The sequence below is a fragment of the Streptomyces sp. NPDC046925 genome, assembly GCF_040644915.1.
GTDB lineage: Bacteria > Actinomycetota > Actinomycetes > Streptomycetales > Streptomycetaceae > Streptomyces.
Window position 1 is genome coordinate 39,315 of sequence record NZ_JBEYWZ010000009.1, and the last position, 19,017, is coordinate 58,331.

19 protein-coding genes are annotated in these 19,017 nt (G+C 72.4%); 10 read left to right on the forward strand and 9 right to left on the reverse strand.

Annotation, left to right across the window (positions count from 1 at the left end; all coding sequences use genetic code 11):
• Positions 1–39: 39 nt before the first annotated feature.
• The gene (locus ABZ906_RS30455) at positions 40–573 is read right to left on the reverse strand and encodes a GNAT family N-acetyltransferase (protein ID WP_361184966.1); all 534 of its coding nucleotides are present in this window, start codon (positions 571–573) and stop codon (positions 40–42) included.
• Between the two features lie 85 nt (positions 574–658).
• Between ABZ906_RS30455 and argG the strand changes: the two genes are divergently transcribed.
• Positions 659–2,107, forward strand: coding sequence for an argininosuccinate synthase (gene argG, locus ABZ906_RS30460; protein ID WP_361185105.1), 1,449 nt, complete (start codon positions 659–661; stop codon positions 2,105–2,107).
• A gap of 225 nt (positions 2,108–2,332) precedes the next feature.
• Positions 2,333–3,373, forward strand: a complete 1,041-nt coding sequence (locus ABZ906_RS30465) for an NAD(P)-dependent alcohol dehydrogenase (RefSeq protein WP_361185104.1) — start codon at positions 2,333–2,335, stop codon at positions 3,371–3,373.
• A gap of 54 nt (positions 3,374–3,427) precedes the next feature.
• Here the strand turns inward: ABZ906_RS30465 and ABZ906_RS30470 are convergent, their stop codons facing one another.
• The 3 genes from ABZ906_RS30470 to ABZ906_RS30480 form a co-directional block, all read right to left on the reverse strand.
• Positions 3,428–3,883, reverse strand: coding sequence for a hypothetical protein (locus tag ABZ906_RS30470; protein WP_361388138.1), 456 nt, complete (start codon positions 3,881–3,883; stop codon positions 3,428–3,430).
• Positions 3,880–4,506 carry a hypothetical protein gene (locus tag ABZ906_RS30475; protein ID WP_361184961.1) on the reverse strand — a complete coding sequence of 209 codons (627 nt, stop codon included), beginning with the start codon at positions 4,504–4,506 and terminating at the stop codon, positions 3,880–3,882. Before ABZ906_RS30475 ends, ABZ906_RS30470 begins: the two co-directional genes overlap by 4 nt.
• 215 nt (positions 4,507–4,721) lie before the next feature.
• Positions 4,722–5,663, reverse strand: coding sequence for a helix-turn-helix domain-containing protein (locus tag ABZ906_RS30480; protein ID WP_361184958.1), 942 nt, complete (start codon positions 5,661–5,663; stop codon positions 4,722–4,724).
• 109 nt (positions 5,664–5,772) lie between these two features.
• Here ABZ906_RS30480 and ABZ906_RS30485 point away from each other — a divergent pair, with 109 nt between their 5' ends.
• On the forward strand, positions 5,773–6,864 hold the full coding sequence (locus ABZ906_RS30485) for a saccharopine dehydrogenase NADP-binding domain-containing protein (RefSeq protein ID WP_361388141.1): 1,092 nt from the start codon (positions 5,773–5,775) through the stop codon (positions 6,862–6,864).
• 54 nt (positions 6,865–6,918) lie between these two features.
• Here ABZ906_RS30485 and ABZ906_RS30490 read toward each other — a convergent pair whose 3' ends face one another.
• The 3 genes from ABZ906_RS30490 to ABZ906_RS30500 form a co-directional block, all read right to left on the reverse strand.
• The gene (locus ABZ906_RS30490; protein ID WP_361184952.1) at positions 6,919–7,179 is read right to left on the reverse strand and encodes a hypothetical protein; all 261 of its coding nucleotides are present in this window, start codon (positions 7,177–7,179) and stop codon (positions 6,919–6,921) included.
• Between the two features lie 69 nt (positions 7,180–7,248).
• Positions 7,249–7,551, reverse strand: coding sequence for a carboxypeptidase-like regulatory domain-containing protein (locus ABZ906_RS30495; protein WP_361184950.1), 303 nt, complete (start codon positions 7,549–7,551; stop codon positions 7,249–7,251).
• Positions 7,552–7,561: 10 nt separating this feature from the next.
• Positions 7,562–8,494 carry an endopeptidase gene (locus ABZ906_RS30500; protein WP_361184949.1) on the reverse strand — a complete coding sequence of 311 codons (933 nt, stop codon included), beginning with the start codon at positions 8,492–8,494 and terminating at the stop codon, positions 7,562–7,564.
• Between the two features lie 460 nt (positions 8,495–8,954).
• On the opposite strand from ABZ906_RS30500, the gene ABZ906_RS30505 reads away from it, so the two are divergent.
• From ABZ906_RS30505 to ABZ906_RS30530, 6 genes are all read left to right on the forward strand, one after another.
• On the forward strand, positions 8,955–9,344 hold the full coding sequence (locus tag ABZ906_RS30505; protein ID WP_361184947.1) for a BlaI/MecI/CopY family transcriptional regulator: 390 nt from the start codon (positions 8,955–8,957) through the stop codon (positions 9,342–9,344).
• A 6-nt stretch (positions 9,345–9,350) separates the two neighbouring features.
• Positions 9,351–10,283 carry a M56 family metallopeptidase gene (locus ABZ906_RS30510; RefSeq protein WP_361388144.1) on the forward strand — a complete coding sequence of 311 codons (933 nt, stop codon included), beginning with the start codon at positions 9,351–9,353 and terminating at the stop codon, positions 10,281–10,283.
• 209 nt (positions 10,284–10,492) lie between these two features.
• On the forward strand, positions 10,493–11,830 hold the full coding sequence (locus ABZ906_RS30515) for a hemolysin family protein (protein WP_361184941.1): 1,338 nt from the start codon (positions 10,493–10,495) through the stop codon (positions 11,828–11,830).
• Positions 11,827–12,852, forward strand: a complete 1,026-nt coding sequence (locus ABZ906_RS30520) for a hemolysin family protein (RefSeq protein ID WP_361388147.1) — start codon at positions 11,827–11,829, stop codon at positions 12,850–12,852. The genes ABZ906_RS30515 and ABZ906_RS30520 overlap by 4 nt, the downstream gene beginning before the upstream one ends.
• A 196-nt stretch (positions 12,853–13,048) precedes the next feature.
• On the forward strand, positions 13,049–14,218 hold the full coding sequence (locus ABZ906_RS30525) for an acyltransferase family protein (RefSeq protein ID WP_361184937.1): 1,170 nt from the start codon (positions 13,049–13,051) through the stop codon (positions 14,216–14,218).
• A 111-nt stretch (positions 14,219–14,329) separates the two neighbouring features.
• Positions 14,330–15,778: a hypothetical protein gene (locus tag ABZ906_RS30530; protein ID WP_361184935.1), complete on the forward strand. Its 1,449-nt coding sequence runs from the start codon at positions 14,330–14,332 to the stop codon at positions 15,776–15,778.
• Positions 15,779–15,802: 24 nt separating this feature from the next.
• On the opposite strand, the gene ABZ906_RS30535 is transcribed toward ABZ906_RS30530, so the two are convergent.
• Positions 15,803–16,969 carry a pentapeptide repeat-containing protein gene (locus ABZ906_RS30535; protein WP_361388150.1) on the reverse strand — a complete coding sequence of 389 codons (1,167 nt, stop codon included), beginning with the start codon at positions 16,967–16,969 and terminating at the stop codon, positions 15,803–15,805.
• A gap of 165 nt (positions 16,970–17,134) precedes the next feature.
• Between ABZ906_RS30535 and ABZ906_RS30540 the strand changes: the two genes are divergently transcribed.
• Positions 17,135–17,383, forward strand: coding sequence for a holin (locus ABZ906_RS30540; RefSeq protein ID WP_361184929.1), 249 nt, complete (start codon positions 17,135–17,137; stop codon positions 17,381–17,383).
• Between the two features lie 6 nt (positions 17,384–17,389).
• Here the strand turns inward: ABZ906_RS30540 and abc-f are convergent, their stop codons facing one another.
• Entirely contained in the window at positions 17,390–19,012 is a 1,623-nt protein-coding gene (gene abc-f / locus ABZ906_RS30545) for a ribosomal protection-like ABC-F family protein (RefSeq protein WP_361184927.1), read from the reverse strand.
• Positions 19,013–19,017 lie beyond the last annotated feature (5 nt).

Sequence of the window (19,017 nt, forward strand, 5' to 3'; positions counted from 1 at the left end):
GTTGCTGGATGCGTGCGGGGCCGGTGGATCCAGGGGTGTCTACGGCCGCATGGGCACTTCGAAGTGCATGACCCGCGAGGCGCCGGAGTCCTCGCGCTCGTCGTGCACCACCTTCCCCAGGGAGCGCCAGAAGCCCTCGGCGCCGGTCACCTCCGGGTCGGTGTGCAGATATACGGAGCGGTATCCGCCGTCCGCCGCGGCGAAGTCGAGCAGCTCGCCGACCAGTCGCCGGGCGAGTCCGCGGCGCCGGTGTTCGGCGCGTACATAGACGCGCCGCAGCTGTGCCGTCTCGTCCGAGGGGAAGCGTTCGGCGATCCAGGCGGGGTTCGGCGGGTGCGCGGGGCCGCGGGAGTCGAGCGCGGCGGTGGCGGCGACCGTCCCGTCCCGCTCGTCCACCGCGACGAGCAGCGTGTGGCGGGCCGGCCTCAGGTACGCGCCGTCGAGGTCGATGATGTCGCCGTGCCAGCGCGGCACGTACCCCGTGCCGAAGTCGTGGTAGACGGTGTCGAGCATGACGGCGCGTGCGGCGCCGAGGTCGTCGGCGGTGGCCGTCCGGATGCGGTAATCAAGCACTTGCACATCCTAAGCATTAAGCCGATATGGCCTGCCGCCCGTGAACGGCGTTGCATGACCATGCGAAGTCATGCATACTCTTCCTATGTCCAAGGTCCTCACCTCCCTCCCCACCGGCGAGCGCGTCGGCATTGCCTTCTCCGGCGGTCTCGACACCTCCGTCGCCGTCGCCTGGATGCGTGACAAGGGCGCCGTCCCGTGCACGTACACCGCCGACATCGGCCAGTACGACGAGCCCGACATCGCCTCCGTGCCCGGCCGCGCCTCCGCGTACGGCGCCGAGATCACCCGACTCGTCGACTGCCGTGAAGCGCTGGTCGAAGAGGGCCTTGCGGCGCTCGCCTGCGGCGCGTTCCACATCCGGTCGGGCGGCCGTCCCTACTTCAACACCACGCCGCTGGGCCGCGCCGTGACCGGCACGCTCCTGGTGCGGGCGATGCTCGAGGACGGGGTGCAGATCTGGGGCGACGGCTCGACGTTCAAGGGCAACGACATCGAGCGCTTCTACCGGTACGGCCTGCTCGCCAACCCGCACCTGCGGATCTACAAGCCCTGGCTCGACGCGGACTTCGTCACGGAGCTCGGCGGCCGCAAGGAGATGTCGGAGTGGCTGGTCGCGCACCAGCTGCCCTACCGGGACTCCACGGAGAAGGCGTACTCCACGGACGCCAACATCTGGGGCGCCACGCACGAGGCCAAGACCCTGGAGCACCTCGACACCGGTCTCGAGACGGTCGACCCGATCATGGGCGTGCGGTTCTGGGACCCGTCGGTGGAGATCGACACCGAGGACGTGACGATCGGCTTCGACCAGGGCCGCCCGGTCACGGTCAACGGCAAGGAGTTCGCGTCCCCGGTCGACCTCGTCATGGAGGCCAACGCGATCGGCGGCCGGCACGGCCTCGGCATGTCCGACCAGATCGAGAACCGGATCATCGAGGCCAAGAGCCGCGGCATCTACGAGGCGCCCGGCATGGCGCTCCTCCACATCGCCTACGAGCGCCTGGTCAACGCCATCCACAACGAGGACACCCTGGCCGCGTACCACAACGAGGGCCGGCGCCTGGGCCGCCTCATGTACGAGGGCCGCTGGCTGGACCCGCAGGCGCTGATGATCCGCGAGTCGCTCCAGCGCTGGGTCGGCGCGGCGATCACCGGTGAGGTGACGCTGCGGCTGCGGCGCGGCGAGGACTACTCGATCCTCGACACCACGGGCCCGGCGTTCAGCTACCACCCGGACAAGCTCTCCATGGAGCGCACCGAGGACTCGGCGTTCGGCCCGGTCGACCGGATCGGCCAGCTCACCATGCGCAACCTCGACATCGCCGACTCCCGCGCGCGCCTCGAGCAGTACGCGGGCCTCGGCCTGGTCGGCTCCGTCCACCCGACGCCGATCGGCGCGGCGCAGGCGGCATCGACCGGCCTGATCGGCGCCATGGACGGCGGCGGCGCCGAGGCGATCGCCTCGCGCGGCGAGACCGCGGACGAGGAGTCGATGCTGGACCGCGCCGCAATGGAGTTCGGCACGGACTGACACCGGACACCGGTCGTACGCAACTGACGGCGGGCCCCGGCGGATTCTGATCCGCCGGGGCCCGCCGCGTCGTTGTGTGTCTCAGTGGGTCATGTGTCCCATTGAGACATTTCGAGGAGTAGAGTCGAAAGCATGAGCGCCGGGGGGACAAGAAGCGCACGGAACGAGGAACGAGAAGAGGCATCCCAGATGTCAGCGCAGGAAAGCCCCGCCATGCCCGCCGAGATGAAGGCCGTCCAGTACCGCACCGTCGGCGCCGCCCCCGAAGTGGTCACCGTCCCGCGCCCCGAGCCGGGCCCCGGCCAGGTGCTCCTAAAGGTCACCGCCGCGGGCGTCTGCCACTCCGACATCGCCGTGATGAGCTGGCCCGCCGAGGCGCTGGCCTTCCCGCTGCCGCTCACCCTCGGCCATGAAGGCGCGGGCACCGTCGCCGCGCTCGGCGAGGGCGTCACCGGCTTCGGGATCGGCGACTCCGTGGCGGTCTACGGACCCTGGGGCTGCGGAGCCTGCCTGATGTGCGCGCAGGGCAAGGAGAACTACTGCACGCGCGCCGCAGAACTCGGCATCCTCCCGCCGGGACTCGGGGCGCCCGGCGCCATCGCCGAGTACATGATCGTGGACGATCCGCGCCACCTCGTCCCGCTCGACGGGCTCGACCCGGTGACCGCCGTGCCGCTCACCGACGCGGGCCTGACCCCGTACCACGCCATCAAGACCTCGCTGCCCAAGCTGACCCCCGGCAGCACGGCCGTGGTCATCGGCACCGGAGGCCTGGGCCACGTGGCCATCCAGCTGCTGCGCGCGCTGACCCCGGCGCGGGTGATCGCCCTGGACGTCACCGACGAGAAGCTGGCCCTGGCCCAGCAGGTCGGCGCCCACGCAACCGTCCTGTCGGACGAGCACGCGGCGGCGAAGGTCCGCGAACTGACCGGCGGCCTCGGCGCCCAGGCGGTGTTCGACTTCGTCGGCGCACCGCCCACCGTCGCCACGGCCACCGCCTGCGCCGCGGTGGAGGCGGACGTCACGATCGTCGGCATCGGCGGGGGAGCGGCGTCCGTCGGCTTCGGCACGACGCCCTACGACGCGGCGGTCCGCGCCCCGTACTGGGGCAGCAGGGCCGAGCTGATCGAGGTCCTCGACCTGGCCCGCTCCGGCGCGATCGACGTCCACGTGGAGACGTACGCCCTGGACGACGCGCCCAAGGCGTACGAGAACCTGCACGAGGGCCGGATCAACGGCCGGGCGGTCATTCTCCCCAACGGCTGATCCGGCCCCGATGACGCACCGTCTCCTGTCGCCCCGCGCCTGCACGCGAAGCATTTACACGCGGAGCAGCTGCTCCATGGATTCGCGGTACTGCCGCAGTGCCAGGCGCAGTTCCTCCGTGTGGGCCTCGGTGTCCTGGTCCTGCCAGCTCGTGCGCAGGGTGCGCCGGCGTTCGGCGAGGGTCTCGGTCAGGTGCCTGACGGCGTCGTCGTAGAGGCTGTCGGCCTCCTCGACCGCCTGACGGGGGCTCTCGACGAACGTGCTCAGGGCCTGCTGGAGCCGCAGGCTCAGCTTGTCGCGTTCGTCCTGCGGGAGCAGTACGGCGCCGCCGGTGGCGTGAGCCGCGTGGGTGGCGTGGGCCCCGGGCGTCTTGGCGTGCGCGGGGCCGGGAGCGGTCGCCGGGGCGGTCGCGGGAGCAGGAGCCGGGGCGGGTGCCGGAGCGGGGGCGCCGCTGCCGATGGCCGGCTCGTGCGGGATCTCGTTCGGTGTGAGGTGCCGGGCGTCCGTCATGACGTGCTACTTCCCTTCGCGTGCCGTCGGGGCAGGGCCCACGTCGTGTTGCCGCGGGCCGCGGTGGCCGGCTTGGTGTGCTGCCGGGTCGAGTCGGTCGCGTGCTCGGCGACCAGAGCGTCGAAGAGCCGCCGGGCCTCGACCATGGCCGTGCGCAACTCCTCGGTGCCGCCCTGCCCGCGGATCGCCGTGTGCACGCTGCGGTAGCCGTGGACGGCGTGGCCGTGGTGGACGGAGAGCGCGCTGATCTGTTCGTCGAAGCGCTCGCCGTCGGGGAAGCCCCGGTCCCTGGCCAGCCGGGCGAGAAGGGCGTCGGCCTCGGCGACGGCCTGCTGCGGTGATTCGACGAACTGCTCCTGGACACCGGCCCATTGGGCCACATAGCGCTCGCGCGCGCCGGGCGGCAGGGGCTCGGCCCTGACGGAGCCGTGCAGTCGTACGCGTTCGCGGAGTTCCTGTTCAGCTGCCCGTACGTCGCCGTCGTGGCGGGCGACGGTGTAGTCGTACTCGGGCCCGAAGCGGGACTTCAGGCCGCGTCCGCCGCCCCGGGCTCGCCGCAGTCCGACGAAGAGGACGGCGGCTGCCGCGATGACGACCACGGCGATGATGACGGCGGTGATCATGGCTGCCTCCCTTGGTGTGGTGGTCCGTTCGGCGCTGTCGCCGGCCGATGGGCACCCACACGTGTGGGTACCGATCGGGGCTTGTGTGATCAGCGGTCGAACGGCTGACTCTGTATTCGCACGGCGACCGAGTACCCCCATGTCCGGGGATCAGTCGGGTTCGTCGTACGGGAGGAGTCCGCGGGGACGGAGCGCGGGGATGGGCCGGGCGGCGCTCAGGAAGCGCCGAAGGTCCGGCGGTAGGCCTCGGGCGGCAGGCCCGTGACGCGGGTGAAGTGACGCCGGAGCGTGGCCGAGGTGCCCATGCCCGTCCGGGCCGCGATCCGCTCGATGCTTTCGTCGCCCGACTCCAGCAACTCCTGTGCCTGGCGCACGCGTTGGCTCAGCAGCCAGCGCAATGGAGCCGTTCCGGTGACGGCATGGAAGTGCCGGGCCAAATTGCGGCTGCTCATGCCCGCCTGCCGGGCCAGATCCTCCACCGTGAGCGGCTGGTCGAGGCGGGCGAGCACCCAGGGCAGCAGCTCGGCCAGCGGATGGTCGCGCCCGTGCGCCACCGGCGCCGGAATGAACTGCGCCTGGCCGCCGTCCCGGTGAGGGGGCGTCACGAGCCGCCGGGCCAGCGCGTTGGCCACCGTCGCCCCGTGATCGGCGCGGACGATGTGCAGGCACAGGTCCATGCCCGCGGCCTTCCCCGCCGAGGTGAGCACGCTGCCCTCGTCGGTGAAGAGCACCCCGGCGTCGACCGTGACGCGCGGGTGGAGCGCGGCCAGCCTCTCCGCGTGCGCCCAGTGCGTCGTGGCCCGGCGGCCGTCGAGGAGGCCCGCCGCGGCAAGGACGAAGGCGCCGGTGCACAGCGAGACGATCCGGGCGCCCGCCGCGTGGGCGGCGCGCAGGGCGTCGACCAACTCGTCCTGCGGCTTCTCGCCGATGTCGCGCCAGGCCGGGACGATCACCGTCCGCGCGGCGGCGACGGCGTCGAAACCGAGGGCCGGATCGGCGCGCAGCCACTCCCCGACCCGCGTCCCCCGAGCCCCGCACACGCTGAAGGAGTACCAGGACCCCGCCAGGTCGGAGTGGTCCGAGCCGAACACCTCGAAGGCCGCCGCGGCCTCGAAAAGCATGCTGCCCTCGGGAAGTGCCATCGCCACGGTCCGCATGTCCGAAACTGTACGCCCCTCGTCATTCCGGCCACTGGTGGGGTGATCGCCGGGCGCCGAACATGGTGTGAGCAGGGCACACCGCCCGCTCGGACAACGGGAGTCAACCATGAGCAGCACCCCCAACACCCGCCGCACGCCTGCCGTTTCGGGTGCCGGTGTCTGGTCCGGCGGGCCGGTGGTCGCCGTCGTCGGCGCGTACGGCCACACCGGCCGCTTCGTCGTGGCGGAACTGCTGCGCCGGGGTGCCACGCCGGTGCTCGTGGGCCGGGACCGGGAGAAGCTCGACGCGCTGCGCGACCTGGCCCCCGACGCGCCGGTGCGGGTGGCGTCCACCGAGGACGCGGCATCCCTCGACCGGGCCCTTGCCGGGGCGGTGGCGGTCGTCAACTGCGCCGGGCCGTTCCTCACGACGACCCTCCCCGTGACCGAGGCCGCGCTGCGCGCAGGCATCCCGTATCTGGACGTGGCCGCCGAACAGGGCGTCACGGCAACGCTGTTCGACTCCTACGACGAGCGCGCACGGGAGGCGGGCGTCGTCGTCGCGCCGTCCCTGGCGTTCTACGGCGGCCTCGGCGACCTGCTGGCCACCGCCGCTCTCGGGGACTGGCCGGACGCGGACGAGATCACTCTCGCGTACGCCCTGGACAGCTGGCACCCGACCCGGGGCACCCGCCTCACCGGGGAGAGCAACGCCGGGCAGCATCTCGTCCACTCCGGGGGCAGACTGCGCCCCTTCGGCTACTCGCAGGAGGTCTTCGCGTGGGACTTCCCCGAGCCGTTCGGCACCGGGGACGCATCGGAGTTCGCGACGGCCGACCAGGTCACCCTGCCGCGCCATGTGCGCACCCCCGAGGTGCGTGCGGTGATGAACCTCGCGCCGCTGCGGGACATCCGCGACGGCGACACCCCGGAGCCCGTGCCCGCCGACGAGGGCGGGCGCTCCGCGCAGACCTTCGTCGTCGAGGCGGTCGTCCGCCGCGGCGAGGAGACCCGCCGCGCGGTCGCGGGCGGGCGCGACATCTACGCCGTGACGGCACCGCTCGTCGTGGAGGCACTCGAGCGCATCCTCGGCGGGCGCTTCGCCGCACCGGGCGTGCACGCGGCCGGAGCGGCGTTCGACGCGCCGGACTTCCTGCGCGCGCTCACCCCCGTGCACCTCACCCGACTCGACCTGCCGTCCGCGGCGCCGGTGCGCTAGGCGCCGGTGCGCCAGGGGCTCCCGGCGGATCTCCGCCCGAAGCCCCTGGCGGCATCAGAGGTCCGCGACCCGCGCCGAGAGGCCGTAGTCGAGCTCGGACCCGTCGACCAGGAGTGCCTCGACGGTGCGGGTCGCGGGGTCGATGTCGGCCTCCATTCCGTCGCCCGTGTACCGGGGGAACCCGGAGGCCCCGGTCTCGCCCGTGGCCACCACGACGGCCGAGCGCAGGGCGCCGCGGCCGTCGGTCGTACTCTCGCCGGTGCCGGAGAACTCGGGCACCAGCAGGATCTCGAAACGCTGCGCGACAGTGCTCATGCACGTGACGCTAGACAGGACCGGCGCGCCACGCATGTCCACCGCTGCCGTCCCGCGCCTGACGCGCCGCTATCCGATCGTCAGATCGACCACCATCCGCCCCGCCAGGACGCCCTCCGTCGTCGGTGCGACGCGGACGGTGGTCTCGGCCGTGCCGGGCGGGCCCAGGAGAGGGTCCGCCCGGCAGGCGAGCGTATAGACGCCCGCCGTGGGAGCGCTGAGGGAGAACCGCCCCTCGGCGTTTGTCATGGCAGCGATGTCCGGCAGCGGCTGGGGCCCGTCGCTGAACAGGACGTGAGCGCCCGTCACCGGGGTGCCCGAGGCGTCGCGGACGACGCCGGTGATCTCCACCGCGGAGCTGCTGCCGCTCATCGGGGTGCGCTCACGCCTTCCACGCCACGTAGTTGTTGTAGACCGGGGTGGTGAACCGGGTTCCCGAGTTCACGCGCGCTCCGCCGTAGGCGTGGATACCGAAGCCGTAGCGGCCCGTACTGTCGATGCGGTAGACGGAGCTGCCGCTCTGCCCGCCCGCGGTGTCGATGTCGTAGTACACCTTGCGCGCGGCGACCGAGTCGATGCCGCGTGCCGCGTACCACTGCGTCCCGGACGGCTTGTCGCCCGGATAGCCGGAAATGTTACCGGTGGTCTTGAGCAGGTCCGAGTCCGACCAGACGCCGAAACCGAACCAGCCGGTGGTCGAGCCGATGTTGTTGGGCGTGATGATGGCGCCGTAGTCGAAGTTCTCGTCGCCATTGGTCGTCCAGCCGGTCACGGAGCGGAAGCTCGTGCAGGTGATGCTGCCGTAGGGCAGGGAGGCGCCGTTGCGGCCCGGCATCACCTGAATGCTCTTCACCCAGCCGTCGCGGCCCGCCACACCGCTGCCCTTGATGTAGACGACATGCCCCGCCGTGGCGAGGGTGTGCGGTCCCAGGAGCCAGCCGGTGCCCTGGTAGAGGGCGTTGTCGCGGGCGGTGATCAGCAGATAGCAGTGCACCCGCCACGGGTACACGCTGGTGTTCGTGATCTGGACGCGGTCGTCGGGACCGTGCACGGTCTCCGGAGCCAGCGGGGGCGGACCGAAGGACGCCTCTCCGATGTCGGGCAGCGAGGCGGTCGGGGCCGTCCAGGCCTCGGGTGCGAAGTGCTCCGGGCGCTGATAGCCCTCGACGTTCTCCAGGCCCTCGCCCATCGAGTGCTGGGCCTGGCCCTGCGTCCCCTCGGAGGGCGGCTGCAGGACCGCTCCCTGCTCGGGAGCCAGGGACGGGGCTCCGTCGCTCGGCTCGTTCGTCACTGCGGTGTGTGGATCTTGCGCCATTCTGGATCACCCGGCTTTTCTGAGAGCTGCGATGTGATGCCTGTCCGGACGCCGCGGCCGCAACGTTTTGGGTCAATGCCCCTTCTACTGCCGCCGGACAAGTGCGGCAATGAGTCTTTTGCGCCGACCGCCGCGCGTGCGCGCGCTCTGCCGCCGGAGGTCCCGGGTGCGTCAACCGAGCGGCTCCCGGAGCCCATACGGCGCTCGGGGCGTCAGCACGCCCCCGCCGCCTCACGGCGCACGCTCCCGGCCCGGTCCCGGCAGCCCCGGCCGGACACCCGTACCCCGCCCGCAGCGGCGGCGGGCGGGATACGGGTGCCTCAATCACGTCCGGAACACATGGGCAGGCTCCTGAGCGTGCCGTTCCGGATGGAGGCGGCAGGGGCGGGCGGGCCGATCGCCCCGGGCGCGCGCGTTAGCCTCTCCAGTACGACAAGACGGCGGCGGAAGGAATGCGGGCGTGGCGGAGCAGGAGCGGCGTTCCCGGCGGCGCGGGCAGGGTGAGCTGGAGGCACAGGTGTTCTCGGCCCTGCGCGAGGCGGAAGGCCCCGCGACCGCGGGCTGGGTGCAGGAGCGGCTCGGCGGTGACCTGGCCTACACGACCGTGGTGACGATCCTCAGCCGGCTCCTGGACAAGGGTGCGGTGACCCGCGAGCGCGCGGGCCGCTCCTTCGCGTGGACGCCGTCGTCCGACGAGGCGGGTCTCGCGGCCCGCAAGATGCGCAAGGTCCTCGACGGCGAGAGCGACCGGGAGGCGGTCCTCGCCAGCTTCCTCACCGCGCTGCCGCCCGGTGACGAGCGCCTGCTGCGCGAACTCCTGAGCCAGGCCGAGGCGGAGAGGGACACCTGAACCGCCATGGGGATGTTCGTCCTTCTGCCGCTCGTGCTGCCGCTGACGGCATGGCCGGTCGCCCGGCTCGCCGAGCAGCGTCTGCACCCGCGGACCGCCACCCGGCTGCTGACCACGGTCGCCGTGGTCATGGCGCTCGCCAGCACGCTGTGCCTGGGCCTGCTCATGGTCGTCGGCACGGCCCAGCTGCCCGGTAACCCCCTGCCGGACGGCTGGTCCGACCCGGAGGTGCGCGCCGCCGTCCCGTACGACGAGATCGCCGGACGCCTGGCCATCCCCGGCCTGCTCGCCGTCGCCGCGGCCTGCGGCCGGACGCTGTGGCGCCACCGCCAGGTGCGCCGCCGCGCCCACCGCGCCCTCGCCGGTCTTCCCGGCACCTCCGTCGCCGTCCTGCCCGACCACGAGCCCTACGCCTACGCGCTGCCCGGCGGCGCCCGCGACCGGGTCGTGGTCTCCACCGCCCTGCTCGACTGCCTCGGCTCCGCCGAACGCCGCGCCCTGTTCGCCCACGAGCGCGCCCACCTGGCGACCCGGCACCACCGCTATCTCCTGGCGGTGCAGCTGGCCGCGCGCGCCAACCCCTTCCTGCGCCCGCTGCGCACCGCCGTGTCCTACACGACCGAGCGGTGGGCGGACGAGGACGCCGCCCATATCGTCGGCGACCGCAAGACCGTCGCCCGCGCGATCGGCAAGGCGGCCCTGCACTCCCGCGGCGCCCCGGCCCCGACCCTGGCCGGGCTCGCCGCTCCGGGGCCCGTGCCGCGCCGGGTCGCGGCCCTGCTCGGCCCCGCTCCCGCGGCGCGCAGCTGGCCCTCCCTGTTCACCGCGGTGGGGCTCGCGGCCTGGGCGGCGACCGCGGGGGCGGCGATCTCCGCCATGTCGTCGGCGAACTCCGCGGTGACGATGGTGCTCATCCTGCACGCGGCGACCCCGCTCTGACCGTCTTCGAGGCGCCAGGACCCTGCCGGTACGGTTTGCCGTTCCTTTACAGTGGCTGTAGAAGCAGCACCGCTTCCCCGCCACCGCCCTCGTACGGCACTCCGTACGAGTACGAGAAGGAGCCACGGACCCGCAATGGGTGAGCCTCCCAGTACGAACCGTGCCATTTCCCGCCCGCTGCCTGAGCGTGAGGGAACGGGGGTGGCACGGTGACCGAGATCCTGCTTCTGCTGCTCGCCCTGCTCCTCACGCTCGCCTGCGCGGTGTTCGTCGCGGCCGAGTTCTCCCTGACCACCGTCGAGCGCGGTGACCTGGAGCGCGCCGCCCAGGCGGGGGAGCGAGGTGCCGAAGGGGCCCTGAAGGCCGTCCGGCGCCTGACCCTTCAGCTGTCCGGCGCGCAGCTCGGCATCACCGTCACGTCCCTGGTGATCGGCATGCTCGCCGAACCGTCCCTCGCGGCGCTCCTGCGCGGCCCCCTGGAGGCGGCCGGCCTCGGCGGCGCCGCCCCGACCACGGCCACCCTGCTCGGCGTCGCCCTCTCCACGGTGATCCTCATGGTCATCGGCGAGCTGGTGCCGAAGAACTGGGCGATCTCCCGGCCGCTGGCCGTCGCCAAGGTGGTGGCCGCACCGCAGCGCGGCTTCACCGCCGCCTTCGGCCCCTTCATCCGGCATCTGAACAACACCGCGAACCACGTCGTACGCCGCTTCGGCCTGGAGCCCGCCGAGGAGCTGGCCTCCGCCCGCACCCCCGAGGAACTGGTCGCCCTCGCCCGGCGCTCGGCCGCGGAGGGAGCCCTGGAAGCGGACTCCGCCGAACTGTTCGTGCGCACCCTGCACCTGAGCGAGCTCACCGCGGAGAACGTGATGACCCCGCGCGTGGACGTCCGCGCCCTGGAGGCGCACGCCACGGCCGCCGACGCCGCGAACCTGACGCACGCCACGGGCCTGTCCCGCTTCCCCGTCTTCCGCGACAGCCTGGACGAGGTCATCGGCACCGTGCACATCCGCGACGTGCTCGCCCTGGCCCCCGACAAGCGCCGGCTCACCCCGGTCACCGAGCTGGCCACCGAGCCGCTGCTCGTGCCCGACAGCCTGCCCGCCGACCGGCTTCTGGAGCGGCTGCGCGAGACCCGCACGATGGCCGTGGTCATCGACGAGTACGGCGGCACGGCCGGCGTGGCGACGGTGGAGGACATCGTCGAGGAGGTCGTCGGCGAGGTCCGCGACGAGCACGACCCCGTCGAGGTCCCCGACCTGCTGCCCGCACAGACGGCCCCCGACGGCCGCACCGTGTGGGAGGCCGACGGCGGCGTCCGCATCGACCAGCTCGCGGGGATAGGACTCACCGCGCCCGAAGGACCGTACGAGACCGTGGCGGGACTCATCGCCACCCGCCTGTCCCGCATCCCGGCCAAGGGCGACTCCCTGGACCTCGACGGCTGGCAGCTGGACGTCCTGACCGTCGAGCACCACCGCGCCGACCGGATCAGCATCACCGAACCGGCACTCCAGGTGCCCCGCCAGGCCGTGGAGGAGGCACGATGACCACGCTCCAGCTCACCATCGGCGCCCTGACCCTGCTCACCAACGCCTTCTTCGTCGGCGCCGAGTTCGCCCTGATCTCCGTGCGCCGCAGCCAGATCGAACCCCGCGCCGAAGAGGGCGACAAGCGCGCCCGCATCACCCTGTGGGGCCTGCAGCACATCTCCGCGATGATGGCCACGGCCCAACTCGGCATCACCGTCTCCTCGCTGGTGCTCGGCGCGGTCGCCGAACCGGCCATCGCGCACCTCCTGGAGCCCGGCTTCGAGGCGGTCCACATCCCGCACGCCCTCGTGCACCCGATCGCGTTCGTCATCGCCCTGACCGTGGCGACGTATCTGCACATGCTGATCGGCGAGATGGTCCCCAAGAACATCGCGCTCGCCGCGCCCGCCCGCACCGCCCTGCTGCTCGGCCCGCCCCTGGTGGCCCTCACCCGTGCCCTGCGGCCGGTCGTCTTCGGCATCAACGCCTTCGCCAACACCCTCCTGAAGCTGCTGAGGGTCGAACCGAAGGACGAAGTCGAGTCCGTCTACACCGACGACCAGCTCGCCCGTATGGTCGTCGACTCCAGCGCCGCCGGGCTCCTGTCGGCGGCCGACGGCGAGCGGCTGCGCGACGCCCTGGAACTGGGCACGCGGCCGGTCGGCGAAATCCTCGTGCCGATGGCCAAGATGCGCACCGTCGAGCACTCCGTCACCCCGGCGCGTCTGGAGAAGGTGGCCGCCGACGCAGGGTTCTCCCGCTTCCCGGTGACGGGACCGGACGGCACCCTGCTCGGCTACCTGCACATCAAGGACACCCTGGGCATCACCGAACGGGACCGGCCCTTCCCGCGCGGCGCCCTGCACGCGGTGACCCGGGTGCACATCGACACCCCGCTCGACGACACCCTCACCGCGCTGCGGGCCGCGGGCAGCCACCTGGCCGCGGTCACCGGCGCGAGCGGAACGGTGCTCGGGTTCGTCACGATGGAGGACGTCCTGACCGAGCTGGTCGGTCCCTCCCCGGCGGCGCTCGGCTGATCCACCGGGTGCGCTCGGCCGATCGACCGGGTGCACTCGGCTGATCCACCGGAGGCGCCGGGCTGATTCACAGGCGGCGCGACTGTACGCGCGGGGCCTCCGGTGGCTAGGGTGCCGGTGATGTTCTACACAGGTGTAGCACCCGCATTTGACGTAAGACGCGAGACCGCGGGCCCGGGTTCCCCCGGGAGGTCCCGTGAGTGAGCCTGTCCGCTCGATGGACCAAGGCGGGGCACTGCGGGCGCCGCTGCCCGCCGCGCGCAGTGCCCCTCCGGCGGCCCCTCCACAAGCGCCTTCGGTCCCCACCGTCGCGCCGAAGCCCCCGGTCAAGCAACGGGACTCGTTCTTCGACAACGCGAAGTACCTGGCGATCGTGCTGGTCGCGATGGGCCACGCGTGGGAGCCGCTGCGCGGCGACAGCCGTGCGGCGGCCGCGCTCTACATCACCGTCTACACCTTCCACATGCCGGCGTTCATCGTCATCTCCGGCTACTTCTCGCGCAGTTTCGACGCGAGCCCCGGCCGCCTCAAGCGCCTGGTCACCGGCATCGCCGTGCCGTACGTCCTCTTCGAGGTCGCGTACACCTTCTTCAAGCGCTGGGCGGGCGACGACCCGACGTACCCGATCAGCCTGCTCGACCCCTGGTACCTCACCTGGTTCTTGGTCGCGCTCTTCGTCTGGCGGCTCACCACCCCGCTGTGGAAGGTGGTGCGCTGGCCCCTGCCGCTCGCGCTCGCCATCGCGGTGCTCGCCTCCGTCTCACCGGACATCGGCGACGACCTGGACCTCCAACGCGTGCTCCAGTTCCTGCCGTTCTTCGTCCTCGGCCTGTGCCTGAAGCCCGAGCACTTCCAGATCGTGCGCCGCCGGGAGGCGCGGATCCTGGCGCTGCCCGTCTTCGCGGCGGCCCTGCTGTTCGCCTACTGGGCGGCGCCGCGCATGAACGCCGCCTGGTTCTACCGCAGGGACAGCGCCCAGGAGCTCGCCGCGCCCGGCTGGGCCGGCGGCGTGATGACGCTGGCGATGTTCGGCTGCTCGGTGGTCCTCGTCGCCTGCTTCTTCGCCTGGGTGCCGGGGCGCAGGCTCTGGTTCACCGCCCTTGGCGCGGGCACGCTCTACGGCTATCTGCTGCACGGTTTCGTCGCCAAGGGCTCCCGCTTCTGGGACTGGTACGAAGTGGACTGGCTGCACACGCCGCTGGGCGAGATCACGGTCACCCTCGGCGCGGCGGCCCTCATCACCGCGCTGTGTACGCCACCGGTGCAGCGCCTGTTCAAGTTCGCGATGGAACCCGACATGGAGTGGGCGTTCAAGAAGGACGCGAAAGCCCTGGCCCGCAGCCGGGGCGCCCACCGGAGACGCTGACCGGGCCAGGCAGGAACGGCCCCCGGCGGGGCCGGTGGGGTGGATGATGGAGGCCGATGTCGGTGTCCCGACGTCGGTTTTCCGATGTGTCCACACCCCGGAGGGCCCGACGTGCCGCAGAACAACGACCCGCTGGCGGCACGGACGCCGGCCGAACTGCTCGACAACTGCCGGGCGAGAGCGGAGCGTGTCGCGGGCCGGGTCGCGCAGTGGGACAGCGCCGACCCGGCGGTCCGCTCCGCCGTCGACGCCGGGATCCACCATCTCGACCGTGTGACGCCCGCGGACCTGCAAGCTCTGGCGGACTGGCGCCCGCCCGCCGACCGCAACAGCGTGTACATGGACGCCACGACCGTGGGGATCGCCGAACGCCTGCTGGCCGGCGACCGGCGCTGGCTGACGCCGCTGTCGCTGTGGGACCTGGCCGCGTTCGCGGACCGGGTGGTCATGTCGGAGCGGATCTACTACGCGGGCGAGGACCTCGTGCCCGCCGCCCGGCTGAACCAGCTCCTCGGCGAGGACGTGTTCGTGAGCCTGCCACACCTCGCGTGGGCGCGGGACGAGGTGCCCGCGCGCCTCTACGAACAGAGCCTTGACACCTACCGCACCCTGATCTCACCCCTCGTCCACCAGTACGACATGCCCGAGGAGGGCACGTACTGGGCGGACGCCGTGCGCGAAGTGGCCGACGCCTGGACGCTGGTGACCGGACGACCCGTGCGCCCCGGCGAGGCACTGGCGGCCTGCGAGTTACAGGGCTGGTTCACCCCGGAGCTGACGCTGCTGCGCGACCCCTACTGCGACGACCTGCCCTCGCTCTCGGAGGGGTACTGCGCACCCGTACTCGGCGATGTGACCTACCGGGCCCACGCGGCCCAGTCCTTCGCCAACCTCCTGGGCCTTCCGTACGCGCCCGCGACCGCCCGGATGCCCTTCCGCCACTACTTCTGCGAGCGCGGCTGGGAGCTGGAGGACCGGCTGCTCACCGCCGACGCGGCGAACCGCGCCTACCGCGCACTCGGCCGGGAGCAGGACCTCGTCCTGCCCGTGTTCCTGGCCGTCGCCCTCGCCGGTGCCCGGCGGATCGAGGACGTATGGCCGCGCCTGGCCGAACTCCGCACACAGGCAAGCCGCTTCCGCCGGCACCGCCAGGACCTCGACGAGGCACTGTCCCTGGGCGAGGCGTCCGAGACCTCGCAGCAGCTCCTGATGGCGGTGCGCAGCGAGGCCGTCAGGCTGACCGAGGTCTGCGGGCACGGCTTCTCGCTGGTGGCGAAGATCGTGGGACGGCTCACCCGGGCCACGCCGGCGCAACTGCCCGAAGAGGTCGCGACTCTGATGGGCATCGCCTCCGCGGAGGTCCCCGCCGACCTGCGACGCCGCCTGTGGTGGCAGTGCTTCCGGCCCGAGCTGCGGTTCCTGATCCAGGTCCGGTCCCAGTCGCGGGAGATGACCGACGCCATGCCGAAGATCGGCAGGCTCTGGGGGCTGCCGCAGGGGAGGGCCAAGGGGTTCCGGGAGCGGTTCGAGCAGTTGGGCAGGTTGCGGACGGTCAGCTGAGCCGGCCTCGGAAGGGGGCGCCGGTCAGTCGAAGCGGCTCTCGGTCGCCGCGATCCGCTCCCGGACCAGGGGATGCCGCGCCAGCTCCGCGTCGAGGCGCGTCTTCTCGTAGATCCAGGCGGTGCCGAGCTGTTCGGGTTCGAGCCCCCAGGCTTCGGTCAGGTCGGCGCTGTGCAGGTTGGCCTGGTCGAGGCGGGCCCCGGCGAGGTCGGCGCGGTGCAGCCGGGTGTTGAACATGTACGCGTCGCTCAGATCGGCGCCGCGCAGGTCGGCGTACGAAAGGTCGGAGGCGCCGAGCCCCGCGTGGGAGAGGTCCGCGCCGTGCAGATCCGCGTACTGGGCCTGGACCCGGACCACGTCGCAGCCGCGCAGCGACGCGTCGGCGAACCGCGCGTTGCGCAGCCGGGCGTTGGACAGGTTGGCGTTGTCGAGCCGCGCCCGGGTCAGGTCGGCGTCGTCGAGCTCAGCCTCCCTCAGGTCGGCGAAGTGGAGCAGTGCGCCACCGAAGCGGGCGTGCCGTGCGGAAGCGGCGTTGAAGGAGGCGTACGGCAGCTGTGCGCGCCGCAGATCGGCGTGATCGAGCTTGGCCCGGTGCAGATCGGCGAATTCGAGCCGTGCGTCCTCGGCGTGGGCGTGGTGGAGGTCGGCCCCCCAGAATCGCGCGTGGGCCGCCTGCACGTTCCGCAGATTCGCCTCCCCCAGATACGCGCTGGTCAGATTGGCCCGGCCGAGCTGCGCCGAGGAGAGGTCGGCCCGTTCCAGGAAGGTCCGGGACAGATCGGCGTCCCGCAGATCGGCCGCGCCGAGAACGGCGTCGTGCAGATCGCTGCCGGCGAGCCGGGCGTGCGTCCACCGCCCGTGGTTCAGGTCGGCGGAGCGCAGATCCAGGGCGAACAGTTCGAGGCGGTGTGCCTCCACGGCTTCATGTCGCCGGGCCAGGGCGGTGAGCACGGCCTGGACGTCCGCGGCCAGGGGCACCGGATCCCGGCCGCTCAGGCCCAGGGGAGAGTGATGGCCAAGCCGCGGATCGGGCACAGCGCGGCGGACGAACGCGACCAGTTCACGGACGATCGCGTCGTGATCGCCGTCCGGGGCGGGCACTGCAAGGAGCTGCCCCAGCGCGGTCACCGCGGCCACCCGCACGTCGAGCCGATCCGACGCCAGATCCGCCCGATGGATGTCGATCGTCAACGCCCCGCCGCCCCTCAAGGCCCGTCTCCAGGAGAACCAAGGCTAGACGAGACGGCGGGCCACGGTCTCAATCTCCGGGACTGTCCCGGTGGCCCCTCTGGGCACCGGTGTCCGCCGGCGGTATGCCAGGTGTGGAGCCGTCGACCACGAGAGGTGGGGTCAAGCATGTGGACCGCTGGATTCTGGAAGGCCACGTCGGAGCGGGCTCTCCGTACCTTCGCGCAGTCGCTCGCCGCCGTCCTGGTCGCCGGGGCGACGACCCTCCTGGACGTCGATTGGAAGGCGGCGCTGGCCACCGCGGGGATGGCGACGCTGCTCGCCGTCCTCACGGCGGTGGGCGCCGCGAACGTCGGGGCGCACGGGCCCGGCATCACCGAGACGCCGACCGCGCGCAAGGGGCGGACCGCGCCCTGAGCGGCGTCACCGCCGGGTCGGTCGACCCGCCTCCACCGAGATCCGCTCCCCCCGGAACCGCTCCCGCAGCCGCCGGTCGTGGGAGACCACGACCAGCGTGCCCCGGTATGCGGCCAGCGCCTCGTCGAGTTCCTCGACCAGGGCGGGGGAGAGGTGGTTCGTCGGCTCGTCGAGCAGGAGGAGGTCGGCCGGGCGCGTCACCAGGCGCGCGAGGGCCAGGCGGCGGCGCTGTCCCACGGAGAGGCCCTTGACCGGCACCACCAGGTCCTCCTCGCGGAAGAGGCCGAGGGAGAGCAAAGCCTCGGCGTGGTCCTCGGGGAGGCCGGCCAGACCTGCCGCGAACGCGTCGAGCAGGGGCTTCGCCGTGTCCTCGTAGGTGATGTACTCGATCTCCTGGGGCAAGTAGCCGATGCGGGAGGGGAGTTGGACCTCTCCGCGGTCCGGGGTGAGCTCCCCGGCCAGGACGGCGAGCAGCGTCGACTTGCCCGCGCCGTTCACGCCGGTCACCAGCGTGCGCGAGCCCGGTTCGAGGTGCAGGCTCTCGACGGCGAGGCGCTCGCCGACCGCGACGTCCGTCAGCACGGCCGGACGTACGAAGGCGTGGTCGCCGCCCTCGATGCCCTCGCCCGGCGTGAAGTGCAGCGGGTCGGGCGGGCGCGGCACCGGCTCCGCGTGCAGTCTGCGCAGCCGCTCGCGCGCGTTGCGCACGATGCCGGAGAGCTGGCCCTCCACCGATCGGTTGTGGCTCGCGAAGCGGGGGCTCTCGCTCATCCGCCAGCCGACCGCGAGGCGCTTGTTGCCGCCCTCGGCGAGCTTCTCCTGGCGTTCGACCTCCTCGCTCCACTCCCGGTAGCGCTCCTCCCAGCGCCGCCGGGCCGTGGCGCGCTGTTCCAGATAGCCGTGCCAGCCGCCGCCGAAGCGGGCCACGGACCTGCGATCGCCGTCGACCTCGACGATCACCTCGGCGACCCGGTCGAGGAAGACGCGGTCGTGGGTGACAGCCACGACCGTGCCCCGGTGCGTGCGCAGCCGCTCCTCCAGCCAGCCGAGCGCCTGGTCGTCCAGGTGGTTCGTCGGCTCGTCCAGGAGGAGCAGTTCGGGCTGCGGCGCCAGGACGCAGGCGAGCGCGAGGCGCGCGGCCTCGCCGCCGGACAGCGATCCCAGGGTCCGGGAACGCTCCAGGTGCGGTACGCCGAGACCGTGCAGGGCCGCGTCGAGGCGGGCGTCGGCGCGGTAGCCGTCCCGGGCTTCGAAAGCGGCGACGAGGTCTCCGTACGCGGCCAGTTCGGCCTCACCGGCCGAGCCGAGGGACTCCTCGGCCTCGTGGATGCGCCGCTCCAGATCGCGCAGTTCGGCGAGCGCGTCGTCCACCGCGTCCTGCACAGAGGCGTGCGGCGGAAGGCGCAGGGTCTGCGCGAGATAGCCGGTGCCGCCGTCCGAGACGACGGCCACCTCGCCGTCGGCGGGCTCGAACTCGCCCGCCGTCAGGCGCAGGAGCGTCGACTTGCCCGAGCCGTTCTCACCGATGACACACGCCTTCTCGCCGGGCCGCACCGACAGGGAGACCTGTTCGAGGACGGGCCGGTCCGGATATCCGTACGACACGTCGCGCAGGACGAGCTGACTCACAGTGC

Excerpts from the sequence above, each read along its gene's own strand:
- argG (WP_361185105.1), top strand. The coding sequence starts at position 659 with ATGTCCAAGGTCCTCACCTCCCTCCCCACCGGCGAGCGCGTCGGCATT.
- ABZ906_RS30465 (WP_361185104.1), top strand. The coding sequence starts at position 2,333 with ATGAAGGCCGTCCAGTACCGCACCGTCGGCGCCGCCCCCGAAGTGGTC.
- ABZ906_RS30470 (WP_361388138.1), bottom strand. The coding sequence starts at position 3,883 with ATGACGGACGCCCGGCACCTCACACCGAACGAGATCCCGCACGAGCCG.
- ABZ906_RS30475 (WP_361184961.1), bottom strand. The coding sequence starts at position 4,506 with ATGATCACCGCCGTCATCATCGCCGTGGTCGTCATCGCGGCAGCCGCC.
- ABZ906_RS30480 (WP_361184958.1), bottom strand. The coding sequence starts at position 5,663 with ATGCGGACCGTGGCGATGGCACTTCCCGAGGGCAGCATGCTTTTCGAG.
- ABZ906_RS30485 (WP_361388141.1), top strand. The coding sequence starts at position 5,773 with ATGAGCAGCACCCCCAACACCCGCCGCACGCCTGCCGTTTCGGGTGCC.
- ABZ906_RS30490 (WP_361184952.1), bottom strand. The coding sequence starts at position 7,179 with ATGAGCACTGTCGCGCAGCGTTTCGAGATCCTGCTGGTGCCCGAGTTC.
- ABZ906_RS30495 (WP_361184950.1), bottom strand. The coding sequence starts at position 7,551 with ATGAGCGGCAGCAGCTCCGCGGTGGAGATCACCGGCGTCGTCCGCGAC.
- ABZ906_RS30500 (WP_361184949.1), bottom strand. The coding sequence starts at position 8,494 with ATGGCGCAAGATCCACACACCGCAGTGACGAACGAGCCGAGCGACGGA.
- ABZ906_RS30510 (WP_361388144.1), top strand. The coding sequence starts at position 9,351 with ATGGGGATGTTCGTCCTTCTGCCGCTCGTGCTGCCGCTGACGGCATGG.
- ABZ906_RS30520 (WP_361388147.1), top strand. The coding sequence starts at position 11,827 with ATGACCACGCTCCAGCTCACCATCGGCGCCCTGACCCTGCTCACCAAC.
- ABZ906_RS30540 (WP_361184929.1), top strand. The coding sequence starts at position 17,135 with ATGTGGACCGCTGGATTCTGGAAGGCCACGTCGGAGCGGGCTCTCCGT.